Origin of the sequence: Alicycliphilus denitrificans (genome assembly GCF_044792555.1) — a bacterium.
GTDB lineage: Bacteria > Pseudomonadota > Gammaproteobacteria > Burkholderiales > Burkholderiaceae_C > Alicycliphilus > Alicycliphilus denitrificans_A.
In genome coordinates this window covers 18,723-36,337 of sequence record NZ_CP126238.1, presented here as the reverse complement: position 1 = coordinate 36,337, position 17,615 = coordinate 18,723, and the positions used below count along the sequence as shown (strand labels likewise).

The 17,615-nt window shown below is 68.8% G+C and carries 17 protein-coding genes; 12 read left to right on the top strand and 5 right to left on the bottom strand.

The window, feature by feature from the left end:
• Position 1: 1 nt before the first annotated feature.
• Positions 2-790 carry an MBL fold metallo-hydrolase gene (locus P7644_RS00165; protein WP_404300987.1) on the top strand — a complete coding sequence of 263 codons (789 nt, stop codon included), beginning with the start codon at positions 2-4 and terminating at the stop codon, positions 788-790.
• Between the two features lie 87 nt (positions 791-877).
• Here P7644_RS00165 and moaC read toward each other — a convergent pair whose 3' ends face one another.
• Positions 878-1,363: a cyclic pyranopterin monophosphate synthase MoaC gene (gene moaC / locus P7644_RS00160; protein ID WP_404300986.1), complete on the bottom strand. Its 486-nt coding sequence runs from the start codon at positions 1,361-1,363 to the stop codon at positions 878-880.
• Positions 1,364-1,501: 138 nt separating this feature from the next.
• Between moaC and P7644_RS00155 the strand changes: the two genes are divergently transcribed.
• Positions 1,502-3,010: a M48 family metalloprotease gene (locus P7644_RS00155; RefSeq protein ID WP_404303261.1), complete on the top strand. Its 1,509-nt coding sequence runs from the start codon at positions 1,502-1,504 to the stop codon at positions 3,008-3,010.
• On the opposite strand, the gene P7644_RS00150 is transcribed toward P7644_RS00155, so the two are convergent.
• Positions 2,978-3,334 carry a phage holin family protein gene (locus tag P7644_RS00150; RefSeq protein WP_404300985.1) on the bottom strand — a complete coding sequence of 119 codons (357 nt, stop codon included), beginning with the start codon at positions 3,332-3,334 and terminating at the stop codon, positions 2,978-2,980. The two genes, P7644_RS00155 and P7644_RS00150, sit on opposite strands and share 33 nt — an antisense overlap.
• 48 nt (positions 3,335-3,382) lie before the next feature.
• The gene (locus tag P7644_RS00145) at positions 3,383-4,147 is read right to left on the bottom strand and encodes a TerC family protein (RefSeq protein ID WP_404300984.1); all 765 of its coding nucleotides are present in this window, start codon (positions 4,145-4,147) and stop codon (positions 3,383-3,385) included.
• A 537-nt stretch (positions 4,148-4,684) separates the two neighbouring features.
• On the opposite strand from P7644_RS00145, the gene P7644_RS00140 reads away from it, so the two are divergent.
• The 3 genes from P7644_RS00140 (at position 4,685) to P7644_RS00130 (ending at position 7,251) form a co-directional block, all read left to right on the top strand.
• On the top strand, positions 4,685-5,866 hold the full coding sequence (locus P7644_RS00140) for an MFS transporter (protein WP_404303260.1): 1,182 nt from the start codon (positions 4,685-4,687) through the stop codon (positions 5,864-5,866).
• Between the two features lie 148 nt (positions 5,867-6,014).
• Positions 6,015-6,557, top strand: coding sequence for a single-stranded DNA-binding protein (gene ssb / locus P7644_RS00135; protein WP_404300983.1), 543 nt, complete (start codon positions 6,015-6,017; stop codon positions 6,555-6,557).
• 238 nt (positions 6,558-6,795) lie between these two features.
• Entirely contained in the window at positions 6,796-7,251 is a 456-nt protein-coding gene (locus P7644_RS00130) for a c-type cytochrome (RefSeq protein ID WP_404300982.1), read from the top strand.
• Between the two features lie 32 nt (positions 7,252-7,283).
• On the opposite strand, the gene mnmA is transcribed toward P7644_RS00130, so the two are convergent.
• The gene (gene mnmA / locus P7644_RS00125; protein WP_404300981.1) at positions 7,284-8,405 is read right to left on the bottom strand and encodes a tRNA 2-thiouridine(34) synthase MnmA; all 1,122 of its coding nucleotides are present in this window, start codon (positions 8,403-8,405) and stop codon (positions 7,284-7,286) included.
• The gene (locus P7644_RS00120; protein WP_404300980.1) at positions 8,402-9,343 is read right to left on the bottom strand and encodes a LysR family transcriptional regulator; all 942 of its coding nucleotides are present in this window, start codon (positions 9,341-9,343) and stop codon (positions 8,402-8,404) included. Before P7644_RS00120 ends, mnmA begins: the two co-directional genes overlap by 4 nt.
• A 102-nt stretch (positions 9,344-9,445) precedes the next feature.
• On the opposite strand from P7644_RS00120, the gene P7644_RS00115 reads away from it, so the two are divergent.
• The 7 genes from P7644_RS00115 (at position 9,446) to P7644_RS00085 (ending at position 17,599) form a co-directional block, all read left to right on the top strand.
• Positions 9,446-10,534: a 4-oxalomesaconate tautomerase gene (locus tag P7644_RS00115; protein ID WP_404300979.1), complete on the top strand. Its 1,089-nt coding sequence runs from the start codon at positions 9,446-9,448 to the stop codon at positions 10,532-10,534.
• Positions 10,535-10,589: 55 nt separating this feature from the next.
• Positions 10,590-11,579 carry a tripartite tricarboxylate transporter substrate binding protein gene (locus tag P7644_RS00110; RefSeq protein ID WP_404300978.1) on the top strand — a complete coding sequence of 330 codons (990 nt, stop codon included), beginning with the start codon at positions 10,590-10,592 and terminating at the stop codon, positions 11,577-11,579.
• A gap of 20 nt (positions 11,580-11,599) precedes the next feature.
• Positions 11,600-12,685 (top strand): porin, encoded by a 1,086-nt coding sequence (locus P7644_RS00105; protein WP_404303258.1) that lies wholly within the window; start codon positions 11,600-11,602, stop codon positions 12,683-12,685.
• Positions 12,686-12,770: 85 nt separating this feature from the next.
• Entirely contained in the window at positions 12,771-13,718 is a 948-nt protein-coding gene (locus tag P7644_RS00100; protein WP_404300977.1) for a LysR substrate-binding domain-containing protein, read from the top strand.
• Positions 13,719-13,892: 174 nt separating this feature from the next.
• Positions 13,893-15,317 carry an FAD-dependent tricarballylate dehydrogenase TcuA gene (gene tcuA / locus P7644_RS00095; RefSeq protein ID WP_404300976.1) on the top strand — a complete coding sequence of 475 codons (1,425 nt, stop codon included), beginning with the start codon at positions 13,893-13,895 and terminating at the stop codon, positions 15,315-15,317.
• A gap of 5 nt (positions 15,318-15,322) precedes the next feature.
• Positions 15,323-16,537: a tricarballylate utilization 4Fe-4S protein TcuB gene (gene tcuB, locus P7644_RS00090; protein ID WP_404300975.1), complete on the top strand. Its 1,215-nt coding sequence runs from the start codon at positions 15,323-15,325 to the stop codon at positions 16,535-16,537.
• 84 nt (positions 16,538-16,621) lie between these two features.
• On the top strand, positions 16,622-17,599 hold the full coding sequence (locus P7644_RS00085) for a Bug family tripartite tricarboxylate transporter substrate binding protein (protein ID WP_404300974.1): 978 nt from the start codon (positions 16,622-16,624) through the stop codon (positions 17,597-17,599).
• Positions 17,600-17,615: the final 16 nt, after the last annotated feature.

Here is a 17,615-nt window from a genome sequence, read left to right as displayed (position 1 = left end):
CATGAAAGTCCGCATCCTCGGCTGCAGCGGCACCATCGCCAAGGGTTGCCACACCACTTCGTTCCTGCTGGGTGAGCGACTCCTCGTGGATGCGGGCACAGGCGTTGGCCAGCTGACGTTGGAGGAGATGCAGCGGGTGGAGCATGTGTTTCTCACGCACTCGCACCTGGACCATATCGCGGCCCTGCCGCTGCTGCTGGATGCCGTGGGCGCGCGCCGCAGCCAAGCCCTGCAGGTGCATGCCCTGCCCGCCACGCTGGCCGCGCTGCGCGCCCATGTCTTCAATGACCTGATCTGGCCCGACTTCACGCGCATCCCCACGCCGCAGTCGCCCTTTGTGCAGCTGCAGCCCCTGGGCGTGGGTGACGTTTTCGTGGCCGCGGGCACCTTGCTGGAGGTGCTGCCGGCGCGGCACAGCGTGCCCGCCGTGGGCTATGCCGCACGCGGCGGCAAGGGCTGGTGGGTCTATAGCGGCGACACCGAGGGGCAGGAGCCCGCCTTCTGGCGCCGTGTGAATGCGCTGCATGGCGAGCGCGGCGGCGTGGCGGCCCTGTGCATGGAAACCGCCTTCAGCAACACCGAGGCCGAGCTGGCCCGCAAAAGCCGCCACCTGTCACCCGAGACCCTGGCGCGCGAGCTGGCGGCACTGGTCCCGCACGCCGGCATGCCCATCTACATCACCCACACCAAGCCGCGCGAAAACCACCTCATCATGCGCGAGGTGCAGGCGCTGGAACATGGCCGGCTGCGTGTCATGGACCTGCAGGCGGTGCAAGTGCTGCAGGTGTGAGTGGCGAGTGCCAGGAACAGGACGGCCGCCTGATCTGGGCGGGCGGGAGCACAATGGAATCCGGCCCCTATGGCACATTGCAGGGTGTCACGCCACAAAGCTGCCGGACTTGCCCCCATGTTTTTCCAGCACGCGCACGCCCGTCATCACCATGCGCTTGTCCGCGGCCTTGCACATGTCGTAGATGGTGAGCAGCCCCACTTGCACCGCCGTGAGGGCCTCCATTTCCACGCCGGTCTGGCCCACGGTGTCCACGCTGGCGGTGCACTGCACGGCGTTGTCTGCCTGCAGCAGCTCGAATTCCACGGCTACGCGCGTCAGGGCCAGGGGGTGGCACAGGGGGATCAACTCGCTGGTTTTCTTCGCGGCCATGATCGCGGCGATGCGCGCCACGCCCAGCACGTCGCCCTTCTTGGCCGTGCCCGACGCGATCAGCGCCAGGGTGGCGCTCTGCATTTCGATGCGGCCGGTGGCAATCGCGCTGCGCCGCGTGGCGCTCTTGGCGCCCACGTCCACCATGTGGGCCTGGCCTTGGGCGTCGAAATGGGTCAGAGGGGAGGAGGGGGCGGTCATGATGGCTGGAGTTACAGGTGAACGCGAAACATTCGATCGGCCGTCGCATCATACGGCCATGGGCCAATCGCTGCCGCTGGCCTTATCAGATGGGGGAGTGGAGTGCATAGTTTGAAGCCAAATTTTCATCCAGCGCTTATAGGCAGGGCGTTAGCAGCTTCTCTTTTGATAGTTGCTGGTGCGGTCCACGGGCCATTGGCCCAGGCGCAGTCCGCCCTGCCCATGATGGGCGACGGGGCGGAGATGACCAGCAGTGCCGAGCGCAGGCTGGGCGACCGCATCATCCGCGAGCTGTACCGCGACCCGGACTACATCGACGATGCGCCGCTGCAGGAATATGTGCAGGACCTGTTCCAGGCGCTGGTACGAGCCGCCCAGGCGCGCGGCGAGCTCGCGCCCGAGCTGCAGGAGCGCTTTGCCTGGCAGATCCTGCTGGGGCGCGACCGCTCGGTGAACGCGTTCGCGCTGCCCGGCGGCTACTTTGGCGTGCATCTGGGGCTGATCGGCGTGGTGAGCACGCGTGACGAGCTGGCCTCGGTGCTGGCGCACGAGCTCAGCCATGTGACGCAGCGCCATATCGCGCGCCTGATGGCGCAGCAGGGGCGGCAGACGCCGCTGATGCTGGGTGCGCTGGTCCTGGGTGCGCTGGCGGCCGCCAAGAGCCCGGGCGCGGCCCAGGCGTTGATGGTGGGCGGCCAGGCGCTGGCGGTGCAGAACCAGCTCAATTTCTCGCGCGACATGGAGCGCGAGGCCGACCGCGTGGGCTTTGGCCTGATGCAGCCCGCGGGGTATGCGCCCCAGGGCTTCGTGGCCATGTTCGACAAGCTGCAGCAGGCCAACCGCATCAACGACAACGGCAGCTGGCCCTATCTGCGCAGCCACCCGCTGACCACCCAGCGCATCGCCGACATGCACAGCCGCATCCCGCCGGATGCGGCGCCGCCCGCGCCCGCGACGCTGGAGCACCTGATGATGGGCGCGCGCGCGCGCGTGCTGATGCGCCCCGGCGTGGACACCTGGCGCCAATGGGTGGCCGAGCCGCAGGACGCCGGTTTTGCCGCCCGTCCCCAGGCGCAGCGCGTGCCGGCCTGGTATGCGGCCACGCTCAGTGCCGTGCAGCTGGCGGACTTTGCCGCCGCGCGCAAGTCCCTGCGCGCCCTGCAGGCCGATGTACGCGCGGACCCAGCGGCCGCGCGCCAGGCGCGCCTGCTGGGGGCCGAGCTGGAACTGGCTGCGGGTGATGCGCCGGCAGCCCTGGGCCATCTGCAGGACGGCAATGCGGCGGATGCGACCAGGCACCGCCCCGAGCTGCTGCTGCGCACCCAGGCCCTGCTGCGCACGGGCGCCGGGGGCGAGATGACGGCCCCGCTGCAGACCTGGCTGGCCGCGCACCCGGGCGATGCGCTGAGCTGGCAGCTGCTGGCGCAAGCGTGGCAGCAGCAAAACCAGCTGCTGCGCGCCGTGCGGGCCGAGGCCGAGGCCCAGGTGGCGCGCTATGACTACGCTGCCGCCGTGGACCGTTTCAAGGCCGGGCAGGACCTGGCGCAGCGCGGCGGCGCGGCCAGTGACCATATCGAGGCCTCGATCATCGACACGCGGCTGCGTGCCGTGGAGTTACTTCTGAGGGAGCAGGCCGCCGAGCGCTGATTCGATCACCAGGCCCAGCAGCGAATAGATCAGCGAGCCTATCAGCGCCGCCGTGAAGCCATGCACCTGAAAGCCCTCGCCCAGCACCGAGGCGGCGGCCCAGAACATCAGGGCGTTGATGACGAACAGAAACAGCCCGATGGTGACGATGGTCACCGGCAGCGTCAGCAGCACCAGGATCGGCCGCAGCACCACGTTGAACAGGCCGATGACGAAGGCCGCCCCGAGGGCGGCGCCAAAGCTCCTCACCTCCACGCCGCTGTAGACATAGGCCACGCACAGCAGGGCGGCGGCACTGAGCAGCCATTTCAATAGCAGTCGCATAGCGGGCCAGCATAGCACCACCGCCCAGCGTGTGGGCGGTGGCGGCCATCAGCCCTGGACTGCGGAATTGGCCTCGACGCGGCGCGACGCGATGGCCTTGCCGATGGCCAGCACCAGCAGGGCGCCGCCGATGTGCGCGGACCAATACAGGGTGCGCGAGATATCGGCCATGCCGTTTGCGTCCACGGTGCCCAGCTTGGGCATCCATTGCCACTTGTCGGGGTTCACAAATGCAGGATCGGTCACCAGCATGCCGCCCGCGATCCAGCCCAGCAGCATGCCGCCCGCCACGATGATGAACGGGAAGCGCTCCATGAGCTTGATGACCAACTGGCTGCCCCAGACGATGATGGGGATGGAGATCAAGAGACCCAGCACCACCAGCAGGGTCGAATGCTCACCTGAGCTTTGCGCCGCGCCGGCGATGGCGATCACGTTGTCCACCGACATCACCAGATCGGCGACGATGATGGTCTTGATGGCCGCCAGCAGCTTGTCACTGCCCTCCACGTTGTCATGGCCGTCCTCATCCGGGGCGATCAGTTTCACGCCAATCCACACCAGCAACAGCGCCCCTACCACCTTCAGGAAGGGCAGGTTCAGCAGCGTCATCGCAAAGATGATGAGAACCACACGTAGGATGATGGCGCCGGCCGTGCCCCAGATGATGCCCTTGGTGCGCTGGGCCGCCGGCAGCTTGCGGCAGGCCAGGGCGATCACCACCGCGTTGTCGCCGCCCAGCAGGATGTCGATGATGATGATCTGCCCCAGCGCGATCCAGAACGGCGTGTGGGTGAGAAAGTCCAAATCCATATGTGATTACCTCGATGTCGAATGCCGGTTCGGGTGAATCCGGCTGCGTTCAAATACCGGGCAGCATGGAGCGCGTGGAGCAATCGCCCGCACACAAGCCTTGCTTGCGTGCGGAGAAACGGATGCGCTTTGAGCCGACCATGGGGTGCCTGTGGCTCAAAGGTCTTGCTCGGCGATGGCGCTGGCCCTAGCCTGGCAGGCCGGAAGCACATGGCTTCGTATTGACGACCTGACATCCGTTTGCAGGCGGCCCTGACGCAAGGCCTTGTGCAAAACGGGGAACTACTCCCCTTTGAGGGGCGCCATTTGACCACAGTTTGCCGATCCATGGCAAAGACTATCCAGACCAAGGATTGCGCCCGCAGGCCCGCACTCGCCGCGCAGGGATACCCCCCGGAGCCAAGACAGGAGGGCCTGGCGCGGCCAGGGAAACCCGCGCTGGGTGACAATGCAGGTTTTGCCTGAGCACCGATTGCGCCCGTGTCGGACACCACCACCCCCACCTCTTCCCCCGCAGCTGCGGCCCCCGCCTCGCGCATGACGGCCCTGGAGCGGCGCTCCAGCCTTGGCCTGGCGGCCATTTTTGCCATGCGCATGCTGGGGTTGTTCCTGGTGCTGCCCGTGTTCATGCTGGAGGCGCGCAAATACACCGGTGGCGATGACCCGGCGCTGGTGGGGCTGGCCATGGGCATGTACGGGCTCACGCAGGCGTTTTTTCAGCTGCCGCTGGGCATGGCGTCCGATCGCTTTGGCAGAAAGCGCATCATCGCCCTCGGCCTGCTGGTGTTTGCCCTGGGCAGTCTGGTGGCGGCGCTGGCGGACTCGGTCATGGGTCTGCTGCTGGGGCGGGCGCTGCAGGGTGCGGGCGCGGTGTCGGCCGCCGTCACCGCGCTGCTGGCCGACCAGACGCGCGACGCCGTGCGCACCAAGGCCATGGCCCTGGTGGGCATCAGCATCGGCCTGATGTTTGCCGTCGCCCTCGTGCTGGCGCCCTTTCTCACCGCCCATGTCGGGTTGTCGGGCCTGTTCATGCTCACGTTTGCGCTGGCGCTGGCCGGCGTGGCGCTCATCCTTTGGGTGGTGCCGCCCGAGCCCCGGAGCCACGGCAACGCCCCGCAGGGCCGCCTGGCCGACGTTTGGCGCCATGCCGACCTGCTGCGCCTGAACCTGGGCGTGTTTGCGCTGCACACCATACAGATGGCCATGTGGGTGGCCGTGCCCGCCCTGCTGGTGCGGGCGGGACTGCCCAAGGAGGCGCACTGGCACGCCTATCTGCCGGCGCTGGTGCTCTCGGTCATCGCCATGGGGGGGCTGTTTGCCATGGAGCGGCGCGGCAGGCTGCGCGCGGCGTTGCTGCTTTCGATCGCCCTGATCGCGCTGGTACAGGCCGCACTGGGACTGCTGGTGGCCGACGGAGTGCAGCCCACGGTCTGGCTGCTGGGTGGCCTGCTGTTCGTGTTCTTCTGCGGCTTCAACATGCTGGAGGCCACGCAGCCCAGCCTGGTCTCGCGCATGGCGCCGGCGAATCTGCGCGGCGCGGCCCTGGGCGCATACAACACGCTGCAGTCCCTGGGCCTGTTTGCCGGGGGCGCCCTGGGCGGCGCATTGGCCAAATGGGCGGGGGCGGGCGGTCTGTTTGCCGCCACTGCCCTGCTGGCCTTGCTGTGGCTGGTGCTGACCTGGCCGCTCAAGCCCGTGGGGCGCGGCGGCGGCCACTGATACAGGCTGGTTTTTTTCATCCCCGCCGCATCGGCGGCGCGCAAGATCGCTATGCTGCGCACCTGCGGCCTCGCAGGGGCCGCGCGATTCGCTTATCTGGCCCGGAAACCCTCCCCTGCCGTCCGGGCTGACGCACAAAGGATTTTTTATGGCATCCGTGAACAAAGTCATCATCGTCGGCAACCTCGGCCGCGACCCCGAAATGCGCACCTTCCCCAGCGGGGACCAGGTCGCCAACGTGCGCATCGCCACCACCGACCGCTGGCGCGACAAGAACACCGGCGAGAACAAGGAGGCCACCGAGTGGCACAGCGTGGTCTTCAACGGCCGCCTGGCCGAGATCGTGGGCCAGTATCTGCGCAAGGGCTCGCAGGTGTATGTGGAAGGCAGTTTGCGCACGCGCAAGTGGACCGACCAGAGCGGCCAGGAGCGCTACACCACCGAGATCCGCGCCGACACCATGCAGATGCTGGGCAGCCGCTCCGGGGCCGGCGGCGGCCAGGGCGCTGGCGGCTATGACGACGGCGGCTACGGTGACGGCGGTGGCGGCGGCTACGAGGCCCCGCGCCGCGCCGCGCCGCCGCAGCGCCCCGCTGCCCCCCCTGCAGCCCGCCCCGCCCCGGCTCCCGTGGCGCCGGCACCGCGCGCCGCCTCGGGCTTTGACGACATGGACGACGACATTCCGTTCTAGAGCCCCGTCACCCCGCATCGACCACGGGCGCCCAGGGCGCCCGTTTGCTATTGCGGTGATAGCTATCGGCGTTTGATGAATAAGGGTTTGAGCTAAAAATGCCAGGTTTTTGTGGTCTATCCAGGAAACTTTAGACTTGCCTCAAGCGCGGCATGCTGACGCGCACCGGTGCGCGCTGTAGCATGGGGCGGTTTCATTCGGCGCTCTGCCAGCATGTGGCGTACCAGTCCATTCTCTGATGACCATGAAATACCACCCAACTGCTTCCACCCGTCATGCTCTGATCGGCCTGCTGATCGCCTTCGGCAGCACGGTTGCGTTGGCCCAACTCCGAACCGGCGAGTCGGTCTATCAGTCGCTCTGCATGGCATGCCACGAAACAGGCGTAGCCCAGGCGCCCAAGCGCGGTGACGCGCAGGCATGGAAGCCGCTCATTGCGGAGGGGCAGCATGTTCTCAGCGCACACGCCTTTATTGGCGTGCGCGCCATGCCGGCACGGGGCGGGGACAGCGCGCTGTCACTGGAGGAGTTCTCGCGCGCCGTGGCGTGGATGGCGCGCAGCGCAGGCGGCGATTGGCAGGATCCGGATGCCGCCATGATGCAGCGCATCCGCTTTGAAGCCGAAAAGCGCCTGGACGAAGAGATTCACGAGAAGCAAAAGCTCAAGGCCAGCCTGCAGCGCCAGAATCAGTAGCGCAAGCCGGCACGCTGATGCCGAATGCCCTCTCAGCCGTCCACCGTCGCAATCACGCCACCGCCCAGGCAGACCTCGCCGTCGTACAGCACGGCGGACTGGCCCGGCGTCACGGCCCACTGGGCCTCGGGGAACTGCAGGCTGAAAGTGTCTTGCTGCGCGGCCAGCACGGTGCAGGCCGCATCCTGCTGGCGGTAGCGCGTCTTGGCGGCGCAGGCGCCCGGTGCGGGCGGGTGGCCGGCGATCCAGCTCGCGTCCTGCGCGGTGAGGCGGTGCGACAGCAGCCAGGGATGGTCATGGCCCTGCACCACGCGCAGGGTGTTGGTGGCGAGCTCCTTGCGCGCCACGAACCAGGGCGCATGCTCGCCGCCCCCACGCTGCGCGCCTTTTTCCTTCACGCCGCCAATGCCTAGCCCCTGGCGCTGGCCCAGTGTGTAGAACGACAGGCCCACATGGCGCCCCAGCCTGCGTCCCCGGTCGTCCAAGATGGGGCCGGGGGCGTGGCTGATGTAGCGGTTCAGGAACTCGCGGAACGGCCGCTCGCCGATGAAGCAGATGCCGGTGGAGTCCTTCTTTTTGGCATTGGGCAGGCCGATCTCGGCGGCGATGCGGCGCACCTCGGTCTTGTGCAGCTCGCCCACGGGGAATAGCGTCCTGGACAGCTGCGCCTGGTTCAGGCGGTGCAGGAAGTAGCTCTGGTCCTTGGATGGGTCCAGGCCCTTGAGCAGCTCGAACAGCTGCGTCTGCGGGTTCTGGCGCACGCGTGCGTAGTGGCCAGTGGCGATTTTCTCGGCGCCCAGGCGCATGGCATGGTCCAGGAAGGCCTTGAACTTGATCTCGGCATTGCAGAGCACATCGGGGTTGGGCGTGCGCCCGGCCTGGTATTCGCGCAGGAACTCGGCGAACACGCGGTCCTTGTACTCGGCGGCGAAGTTCACGTGCTCGATCTCGATGCCGATCACGTCGGCCACGGCGGCGGCGTCCACGAAGTCGACGTTGGACGAACAGTATTCGCTGTCGTCGTCATCTTCCCAGTTCTTCATGAAGATGCCGACCACCTCGTGGCCCTGTTGCTTGAGAAGGTGGGCGGTCACGGCCGAGTCGACACCGCCCGAGAGGCCGACGACGACGCGCTGCTTGGTGGATGCTGTCATCGCCCCGATTGTATTTTTTGTGGCGCCAGAGCACTTCGCGGCCGCAAAGAGCGCGTAGTCAGCAGCAGGTCATACAGCTGCTGCGCGGCAGGAGAGAGGGAGCGTCCCCGACGTTTGATGAGGCCCATCTGCCGCGTGACCACGGGCTCCACGAGTGGAATCGAGACCAGCGTGGGATGGTCCTTGCCCGGCATGGCCAGGCTGGGCACGGCGGCCACGCCCAGGCCCGCCTCCACGAGGCCGAGCAGCGTGGTCACGTGCTTGGCCTCGTACCGGCACTGGGGACGGTCGGGCACGTTGGCCAGGGCCAGGTCCATGAGCAGGCGGTTGCCCGAGGTCTTGCCCACCGACATGAAGTCGTGCTGCCCGAGTTCCGCCCAGCTCACCTTCTTGCGGCGCGCGAGCACGTGGTCGCGGCGGCAGGCGGCCACGAAGCGCTCGGCCAGCACGGGCTTGAACTCGATCTCGGCCTCCTGGCTGCCGATGAAGTTCAGGCCGAAGTCGGCATCGCCCTGGGCCACGGCCAGCAGCACCTCGTTGGCGCTGGCGTCGTGGATCTTCACGCGGATGCCCGGAAAGCGCTCGTGGTAGCGCTTGACCACCTGCGGCAGGAAGTAATACACGGCCGAAGGCACGCAGGCGATCGTCACCTCGCCCATGCGGCGCGCGGCCACGTCGCCCAGGCCCATGAGCATGCCGTCCAGGTCGTCGAGCCACTGCTGTGTCTTGCGCGCGAAGTCGCGGCCCACGGTCGTGAGCGTGACGCGCCGCGTGGTGCGGTCGAGCAGGCGCACGCCCAGCGCCTCTTCAAGCTTGTCGATGCGGCGGCTGAAGGCCGGCTGCGAGAGGTGGATGGCCTCGGCTGCTGCGCGAAAGCTCTGCAGCTCGGCCACGGCGGCGAAGGCCTGGAGATCGGCGAGGTCGAACTTGATGTTCATGGCGTGGGGGCGGGGTGATTGAACGGTTATTGCGCCATGCGCATCAATCGTTGTCAACAATGCAATTCACAGAAGAGCCGGGGCCGCGCACCATGCCGACCCATGAGCTACGACCTTCCCTGCATCCTGATGCGCGGCGGCACCTCCCGGGGGCCGTTCTTCCTGGCCGACTGGCTGCCGCAAGACCCTGCAGCGCGCGACCGCATGCTGCTCGCGGCCCTGGGCTCGCCGCACGAGCTGCAGATCGACGGCCTGGGCGGCGGCAACTCGCTCACGAGCAAGGTGGCCATCGTCTCGCGCTCCCGGCGCGCCGACTGCGACGTGGACTATCTCTTCGCCCAGGTCAGCGTGGAGGAGGCGCGCGTGGACACGCGTCCCAACTGCGGCAACATGCTGGCGGGCGTGGGCCCCTTTGCCATCGAGCAGGGCCTGGTGCCTGCGGCACCCGGCGCGGACACCACGCTGGTGCGGGTCTTCAACGTCAATACCCGCTCGCGCATCGACGTGCGTGTCTGCACGCGCAACGGCCGCGTGCGCTACGAAGGCGACGCGCACATCGATGGCGTGCAGGGCACGGCGGCGCCGGTGCTGTTGAGCTTTCTGGATGCCTGGGGCTCGGTCACCGGCAGCCTGTTTCCCACGGGCCGGCGCACCGACACCATAGACGGCGTCGAACTCAGCTGCATCGACGCGGCCCAGGTGATGGTGCTCGTACGCGCCCGGGACCTGGGCCTGCGCGGCGACGAGACACCCGCGGCGCTCGATGCCGATGGCGCGCTCCTCGCGCGCCTGGAAGCCCTGCGCCGCGCGGCCGGCCTGCGCATGGGCCTGGGCGACGTATCGGACAGCGTGCTGCCCAAGCCCGTTGTCGTCGCGCCCGGCATCCGGCCCGGCCAGATCGTCTCGCGCTACTTCACGCCCCGGCGCTGCCACCGCTCGCATGCGGCCACGGGCGCCATCGGCGTGGCCGCGGCGCTCGCCCTGCCGGGCACGGTGGCCTACGGCGCGCAGTGGCGGCCGGGCGCCGGCACCCATCGCGTGGCCGTGCAGCACCCCGCGGGCCGCATCGAGGTCGATGTCGAGCTCGGCGGAACGGACGCGGACCCGCAGCTGCGCCAGGCATCCCTCGTGCGCACGGCCCGAAAGATCCTCGAAGGCACCTTGTACGTGCCCGACTGCGCGTTGGCCTGAACCGGCCACACACATCTTTTTCTCGCTTTACCTCAACGACAAGGAGACCTCAGCCATGCCCCGACCCACTTCCCCACGCCGCCGCATGCTGACCCTGGGCAGTGCCCTCGCGCTCGCGGGCCTGCTTACGGCGGGCCCGGCCATCGCGTCCTTTCACGCCAAGCCCATCACGCTCGTCGTACCCACGGCACCCGGTGGCGGCAACGACGCCATGGCGCGCGTGCTCGCGCAGAAGCTGTCGCAGCTGCTCGGCCAGTCGGTCGTGGTGGACAACAAGGCCGGCGCCAATGGCGCGATCGCGTCCGAATTCGTGGCCCGGGCCGCGCCTGATGGGCACACCATTTTGTTCGGCTACATCGCCACGCATGGCATGAACCCCGCACTGCAGAAGCTGCGCTACGACCCGGTTGCCAGCTTCGAGCCCATAGGCATGGTCTGCTATTCGCCCACGCTCATGGTGCTGAACCCCCAGGTGCCGGCCAGAACCGTCGCGGAGTTCGTGCAGCTGACGAAGACAGCGCCCGACAAGTACAACTACGCTTCCGCCGGCAATGGCACGGCGCCGCACTTCGCGGCCGAGATGTTCAAGATCGAAACCGGTGCGCACCTGGCGCATGTGCCTTACAAAGGGTCGGCACCCGCGATGACCGACACCATCGCCGGACAGACGCAGCTGATGTTCCCGAGCCTGTTTGCTGGCTACCCCTACGTCAAGAGCGGCAAGCTCAACGCTGTGGCCATCGCCGGCGGCAAGCGCTCCAAACTGCTTCCGCAGGTTCCCACGCTGGAGGAGCTGGGCATCCGCGGCGTCGATGTCACGCAGTGGTATGCGCTGTTCGCGCCCGCCAAGACACCGCGCACCGTGGTAGACCGGCTGAACCAGGCCCTGCTCGCGGCGCTGGCCGACAAGGACGTGGTGCGCCGCATCGAGGACCAGGGAGCCGTCGTCGACCCGAGCTCGCCCGATGCCCTGGGCCAGACCGTGCGCCAGGAGCTCGCCAAGTGGCGCGGCGTGGTCACCAAGGCCCAACTGAGCGCCGACTGATCCTGCAACACATGCACCACATGGAGGAGAAGACCTTGATACAGACGACCCGGGCGCTGTGCGCCCTGCTGGCCGCCACGGCCGCCCCCGCCTTCGCCCAGGCCAGCGGAGCGACGCTCTACGGCATCGTGGACCTGGGCGTGCGCCACGCCTCTGGCCTCACGCCCGGCTATGCGCCTTCGGCCGACTCGCGCGCCAGCCTCAACAGCGGCGTGGACAACACCAGCCGCTGGGGCCTGCGCGGCAGCGAGGATCTGGGCGGCGGCGCGAAGGCGCTGTTCCACCTGGAGGCCGGCATCAACGCCGACACCGGCGCCTCGGCCAACAGCAGCAAATTCTTTGACCGCGCCAGCTGGCTGGGCCTGCAGGGCGGCTGGGGCACGCTGGCGGCGGGGCGCCAGACCACGCTGCTGGCCGACGCGGTCTCGCCCGTGGACCCGCTGGGCATGCGCTTCGCGAGTTTCAACCCCAATATCAACGTCGCTGCGCTGAGCCAGCACGGCCTGGGCATCCAGTACGGCAGTGCGGGCTCCACGAGCGGCTCCTACCGGCTCGATAACGCGCTCAAGTACACGGGCCGCTTCGGCGCCATGACGGTGCGCGCCATGCACGGCTTCGGAGAACTGGCCGGTGGCGGCTCGCGCCTGTCGTCCTCGGGCCTGGGCTTAGCCTACGCGAAGCAGGGACTCACGCTATCGGGCGCGTACCAGACCTTCAAGGATGCCAACGCACGCGACCTCGACGCCTACCTGCTCGGCGCCGCATACCAGTGGGGCAGCGTGCGCTGGGCCGCCACGGCCGGGCGCAGCCAGGCGCGAACATCCGCCACCGCGCGCACCGAGCAGCGCGTGCTCTCGGCCGGCGGCACCTGGTCGGCCACGCCCGCGGCCGATCTGACGCTGGCCTACTACAAGGTGGACCGCACCCGCACGCTGCAGGCCGGCGACGGCTACGGCCGCCTCGTCGCGTTCGGCGAATACAAGCTCTCGCGCCGCACGCGCCTGTACGCCGAGTTCGACGCCACGCGCTGGCGCGGCGGCTACCAGGGCACGGGCAACAAGGCGCGGGCCACGGGCGTCACGCTGGGCGTGCTGCACCACTTCTGAGCACGCGGCACCGCGCGGGACTGTGCGACCATTGTGGCTGACGGCGGCGGACTCCCGCGCGCCGCAGCCCCTTGCCCCACCCGCCATGGAACTGCGCCAGCTACGCTACTTTGTCCGCATCGTCGAACTTGGATCCATGGGCCGCGCCGCCATCGACCTCGACATGGTGCAGTCGGCCCTGAGCCAGCAGATCAGCCGCCTTGAGGGCGAGCTCAGCACGCGGCTGCTGCAGCGCACCAACAAGGGCGTGGTGCCCACCGAAGCGGGGCTGGCCTTCTTCCGCGAGGCCCAGCTGGCCCTGCGCCATGCCGACGAGGCTGCGCGCGCGGCGCGCGAGGCGCGGCTGTCGGGAACGGTCAGCATCGGCCTGGCGCCCACCACGGCCTCGGTGCTCGGCGTGCCGCTGATGCGCGCCATGCGCGAGCGCTACCCCGACGTGCGGCTGCACATGGTGGGCAGTCTCTCGGGCCATTTGAGCGGCATGCTCAACGCGCGCCAGCTCGACCTGGCCGTGCTGTTCGACACCCAGCCCGCGCGGCGCTGGAGCGTGCTGCCGCTGCTGGAGGAGCGGCTTTTCCTGATCCGCAGCCGCCAGCAGGGCGTGCCGGCAGCAGCGGCCACGCGCGAACCGCTGCCGCACAAGCTGCATCTGGCGCAGCTGCAGGACGAGCCGCTGATCCTGCCCACGGGCCCGCACGGCCTGCGCAGCACGCTGGAGGCCGCGTTCGCGCATGTGCGCCTGGCGCCGCGCATCGCGATGGAGATCGACTCGCTTGAGCTGCTCATGGATGCGGTGAACATGGGCCTGGGCAGCACCATCCAGCCCTGGTCCGCCGTGGGGCGCCACCCCGACGCCGACCAGCGCTTCGAGATGGCCGAGATCGCCGAGGCCCCCGCGTGCCGACTCGCCTCGCTGTGCAGCCTGTCGGACGACGAGCTCTCGCCCGCCGCGCTGGCCGCGCGCGTGGTGCTGGCCGACTGCGTGCGCACGCTGGTCGGCTCGGGCCAGTGGATCGGCGCCCGTCTGGTCTAAGAACACGTTCCAACCACCCATCACGATCCGTGATGGGGCCTTGCCGCGTGCCCCCTGCGCAAGCGGTGGCGCTGAGCCTACAGTCGGCGCTCCCCACCGAACCATGGAAAAGACCGCCGTGAAGCGTCATGTCCCACGCGCTACCGCGCGCATCCCTCTCAGCCTGGAGCACGCATGAACACCGATGTCCTGGTCATCGGCGGCGGCAATGCCGCCCTGTGCGCCGCGCTCATGGCGCGCGAGGCCGGCAGCCGCGTGCTGCTGCTGGAATCGGCCCCGCGCGCCTGGCGCGGCGGCAACTCCGCCCACACCCGCAACCTGCGCTGCATGCACGACGCGCCGCAGGACGTGCTGGTGGACGCCTACCCCGAGGAGGAGTACTGGCAGGACCTGCTGAAGGTGACCGGCGGCCTGACCAGCGAACATCTGGCGCGCATGGTGATCCGGGCGTCGAGCACCTGCCGGCCCTGGATGCGCCGCCACGGCGTGCGCTTCCAGCCCGCGCTGGCCGGCACGCTGCACGTGGCGCGCACCAACGCCTTCTTCATGGGCGGCGGCAAGGCGCTGGTGAATGCCTATTACCGCAGCGCCGAGGCGCTGGGCGTGCAGGTGCGCTACGACTCGCCGGTGGAGCGCATCGAGGTCGAAGGCGGCGAATTCAAGGCCGCCTGGGTGAAGGGCCAGCGCATCAGCGCCAAAAGCTGCGTGCTGGCCGCCGGCGGCTTCGAGTCCAACCGTGAGTGGCTGCGCGAGGCCTGGGGCCAGAACGCGCGCGGCGAGTGGCCGGCGGACAACTTCCTGATCCGCGGCACGGCCTACAACCGCGGCGTGCTGCTGAAGCACCTGCTCGACGACCATGGCGCCGACCGCATCGGCGACCCCACGCAGGCGCACATGGTGGCCATCGACGCGCGCGCGCCGCTGTACGACGGCGGCATCTGCACGCGCATCGACTGCGTATCGCTGGGCGTGGTGGTGAACCGCGAGGGCGAGCGCTTCTACGACGAGGGCGAGGACTTCTGGCCCAAGCGCTATGCCATCTGGGGCCGCCTGGTGGCGCAGCAGCCGGGGCAGATCGGCTACTCCATCATCGACAGCAAGGCCATCGGCCGCTTCATGCCGCCGGTGTTCCCCGGCGTCAAGGCCGACAGCCTGCCCGCGCTGGCCGAAAAGCTCGGCCTGCCCGTCGAGACCTTCATGCAGACGCTGAACGCCTACAACGGCGCCTGCCGCGTGGGCCAGTTCGACCACACCACGCTGGACGACTGCCATACCGAGGGCCTGGCGCCCGCCAAGACGCACTGGGCGCGGCCCATCGACACCGCGCCGTTCTACGGCTATGCGCTCAAGCCCGGCGTCACCTTCACCTACCTGGGCCTGCACACCGACGACACGGCCGCCGTGCGCTTTGGCAACCTGCCCAGCCGCAACCTGTTCGTGGCCGGCGAAATGATGGCCGGCAACGTGCTCGGCAAGGGCTACACCGCCGGCGTGGGCATGTCGATCGGCACGGCCTTCGGCCGCATTGCCGGGCGCAATGCCGCACTGGCCGCCGCGGGCCAGGCCGCCGCGCATGGCGCGGTGAAAGACGAGGGCTGAACACCATGCAAACCCTGAAATCCCTGACCGACGAAGCGATAGGCCTGGCCCAGGGCGGCCCCGCCCGCGTGATTCCCATCGTGCCTGTGCCAGCGCAAAGCGCCGCCGAGACCGAGGTGGCGCGCGTCATGCAGATCTGCAACGCCTGCCGCTACTGCGAGGGCTTTTGCGCCGTGTTTCCGGCCATGACGCGCCGCCTGGACTTCACCAAGGCCGACGTGCACTACCTGGCCAACCTGTGCCACAACTGCGGCGCCTGCCTGCACGCCTGCCAGTACGCGCCGCCGCACGAGTTCGCGGTGAACGTCCCGCAGGCCATGGCCCAGGTGCGTGGCCAGACCTATGCCGACTACGCCTGGCCGCCGGCCCTGGGGCGGCTGTACCAGAGGAATGGCCTGACCCTGTCGCTGGCCCTGGTGGCGGGGCTGACGCTGTTCCTGCTGCTGGGCGCCATGCTGCAGGGCGGCGGCCTGGGCGCGCTGTGGGGGGCCGACCTGGGCGCCAATTTCTACCGCCTGTTCCCGCACAACCTGCTGGTGGGCCTGTTCGCGCCGGTGTTCCTGTTCGTGGTGTTCGCCCTGGCCATGGGCGTGCGCGGCTTCTGGCACGACGTGAAGCCCGCCACCAGCGGCGCCGGCGTGAGCGGCGCCGCGGCCACGGAAGCCACGCACGACGTGCTGCGCCTGAAATACCTGGACGGCGGCCATGGCGACGGCTGCCACAACGAGGACGACGCCTATACCCTGAAGCGCCGCCGCGCCCACCACCTCACCTTCTACGGCTTTGCGCTGTGCTTTGCCGCCACCTCGCTGGCCACGGTGTACCACTACGTCTTCGGCTGGCAGGCGCCCTACGACCTGCCCAGCATCCCGAAGCTGCTGGGTGCCGTGGGCGGCGTGATGCTGATGCTGGGCACGGCCGGCCTGTGGCACCTGAACCGCACGCGCCACCCCGACCACGGCGACGCCGCGCAAAAGCCCATGGACCTGGGCTTCATCGCCCTCTTGTTCCTGGTGGCGGCCAGCGGCCTAGCGCTGTGGCTGGCCCGCAGCACCCCGGCACTGGCGCTGCTGCTGTGCCTGCACCTGGGCGCGGTGATGGCGCTGTTTGCCACGCTGCCCTACGGCAAGTTTGCGCACGGCGTGTTCCGCACGGCGGCGCTGCTGCGCCACAACACCGAGAAGCGCCAGCCCAATCCCATCGGTCTGGGCAGCGATTGATTGCTTTCAAAAACATAGCTGATTGCTCTTTCTCTACAAGCGTCAGAGCCATATTTGACCTAAAAATACTACAGGAGCCCCGCCATGAAGAAACGTACCCTGATCCAGGCCGCCGCAGTGGTCGCCACCTCCCTGGCCTTCGCCGGCACCGCGCTGGCCCAGGACTTCCCGCCGGCCAAGCCGGTGACCCTGGTCGTGGGCTTCGCGCCCGGCGGCGCGGCCGACGCGGCGGCGCGCCTGATCGCCAAGAAGCTGGCCGAGAACATCGGCCAGGCTGTGGTGGTGGAGAACAAGGGCGGCGCGGGCGGCAACATCGCCCACCAGCAGGTGGCCGCCGGTGCGTCGGACGGCACGGTGCTGCTGTTTGGTTCCGTGGGGCCGCTGACCATCGCGCCGCACCTGATGAAGCTGCCCTATGACCCGTTCAAGGACCTGGCGCCGATCTCCGGCGGCGTGTACTTCCCCAACGTGCTGGTGGTGCACAAGGGCGCCGGCGTGAAGACGCTGGCCGAATTCGTGCAACTGTCCAAGAAGAAGCCCGGCAGCGTGGACTACGCGTCCACCGGCGCGGGCTCGGCCTCGCACCTGGCGGGCGAGCTGTTCAACCAGCGCGCCGGCATCGACATGGTGCACGTGCCCTACAAGGGCGGCGCGCCCGCGCTGCAGGACCTGCTGGGCGAGCGCGTGACCAGCTACTTCGCCGCACCCCCCACGGCCATGCCGCATGTGGAGACCGGCAAGCTGATCCCGCTGGCCACCACGGGCCTGACACGTCCGGCCTACCTGCCGAACATCCCCACGGTGGCCGAGTCGGGCTACCCGGGCTTCGAGGCGCTGAACTGGTATGCCTTCGTGGCCTCGGGCAAGACACCCGCGCCGCTGCTCGAGCGCTGGAACAAGGAGATCGTGAAGGCGCTGAACGACGCCGGCGTGAAGGAGGCGTTGAACAAACACGGCCTCTCGCCCCACCCCACGACGCGCGCCGAGTTCACCGCCTTCATGAAGAAGGAATACGAGCAGTGGGGCGCCATCGTGCGCGAGCGCAAGATCACGGCGCAGTGAGCGCCGCCGCCACGTA

Excerpts from the sequence above, each read along its gene's own strand:
- P7644_RS00085 (WP_404300974.1), top strand. The coding sequence starts at position 16,622 with ATGAAGAAACGTACCCTGATCCAGGCCGCCGCAGTGGTCGCCACCTCC.
- P7644_RS00105 (WP_404303258.1), top strand. The coding sequence starts at position 11,600 with ATGGAGGAGAAGACCTTGATACAGACGACCCGGGCGCTGTGCGCCCTG.
- P7644_RS00165 (WP_404300987.1), top strand. The coding sequence starts at position 2 with ATGAAAGTCCGCATCCTCGGCTGCAGCGGCACCATCGCCAAGGGTTGC.
- P7644_RS00140 (WP_404303260.1), top strand. The coding sequence starts at position 4,685 with ATGACGGCCCTGGAGCGGCGCTCCAGCCTTGGCCTGGCGGCCATTTTT.
- P7644_RS00130 (WP_404300982.1), top strand. The coding sequence starts at position 6,796 with ATGACCATGAAATACCACCCAACTGCTTCCACCCGTCATGCTCTGATC.
- P7644_RS00145 (WP_404300984.1), bottom strand. The coding sequence starts at position 4,147 with ATGGATTTGGACTTTCTCACCCACACGCCGTTCTGGATCGCGCTGGGG.
- ssb (WP_404300983.1), top strand. The coding sequence starts at position 6,015 with ATGGCATCCGTGAACAAAGTCATCATCGTCGGCAACCTCGGCCGCGAC.
- moaC (WP_404300986.1), bottom strand. The coding sequence starts at position 1,363 with ATGACCGCCCCCTCCTCCCCTCTGACCCATTTCGACGCCCAAGGCCAG.
- P7644_RS00120 (WP_404300980.1), bottom strand. The coding sequence starts at position 9,343 with ATGAACATCAAGTTCGACCTCGCCGATCTCCAGGCCTTCGCCGCCGTG.
- tcuA (WP_404300976.1), top strand. The coding sequence starts at position 13,893 with ATGAACACCGATGTCCTGGTCATCGGCGGCGGCAATGCCGCCCTGTGC.
- P7644_RS00110 (WP_404300978.1), top strand. The coding sequence starts at position 10,590 with ATGCCCCGACCCACTTCCCCACGCCGCCGCATGCTGACCCTGGGCAGT.
- P7644_RS00115 (WP_404300979.1), top strand. The coding sequence starts at position 9,446 with ATGAGCTACGACCTTCCCTGCATCCTGATGCGCGGCGGCACCTCCCGG.
- mnmA (WP_404300981.1), bottom strand. The coding sequence starts at position 8,405 with ATGACAGCATCCACCAAGCAGCGCGTCGTCGTCGGCCTCTCGGGCGGT.
- P7644_RS00100 (WP_404300977.1), top strand. The coding sequence starts at position 12,771 with ATGGAACTGCGCCAGCTACGCTACTTTGTCCGCATCGTCGAACTTGGA.
- P7644_RS00150 (WP_404300985.1), bottom strand. The coding sequence starts at position 3,334 with ATGCGACTGCTATTGAAATGGCTGCTCAGTGCCGCCGCCCTGCTGTGC.
- tcuB (WP_404300975.1), top strand. The coding sequence starts at position 15,323 with ATGCAAACCCTGAAATCCCTGACCGACGAAGCGATAGGCCTGGCCCAG.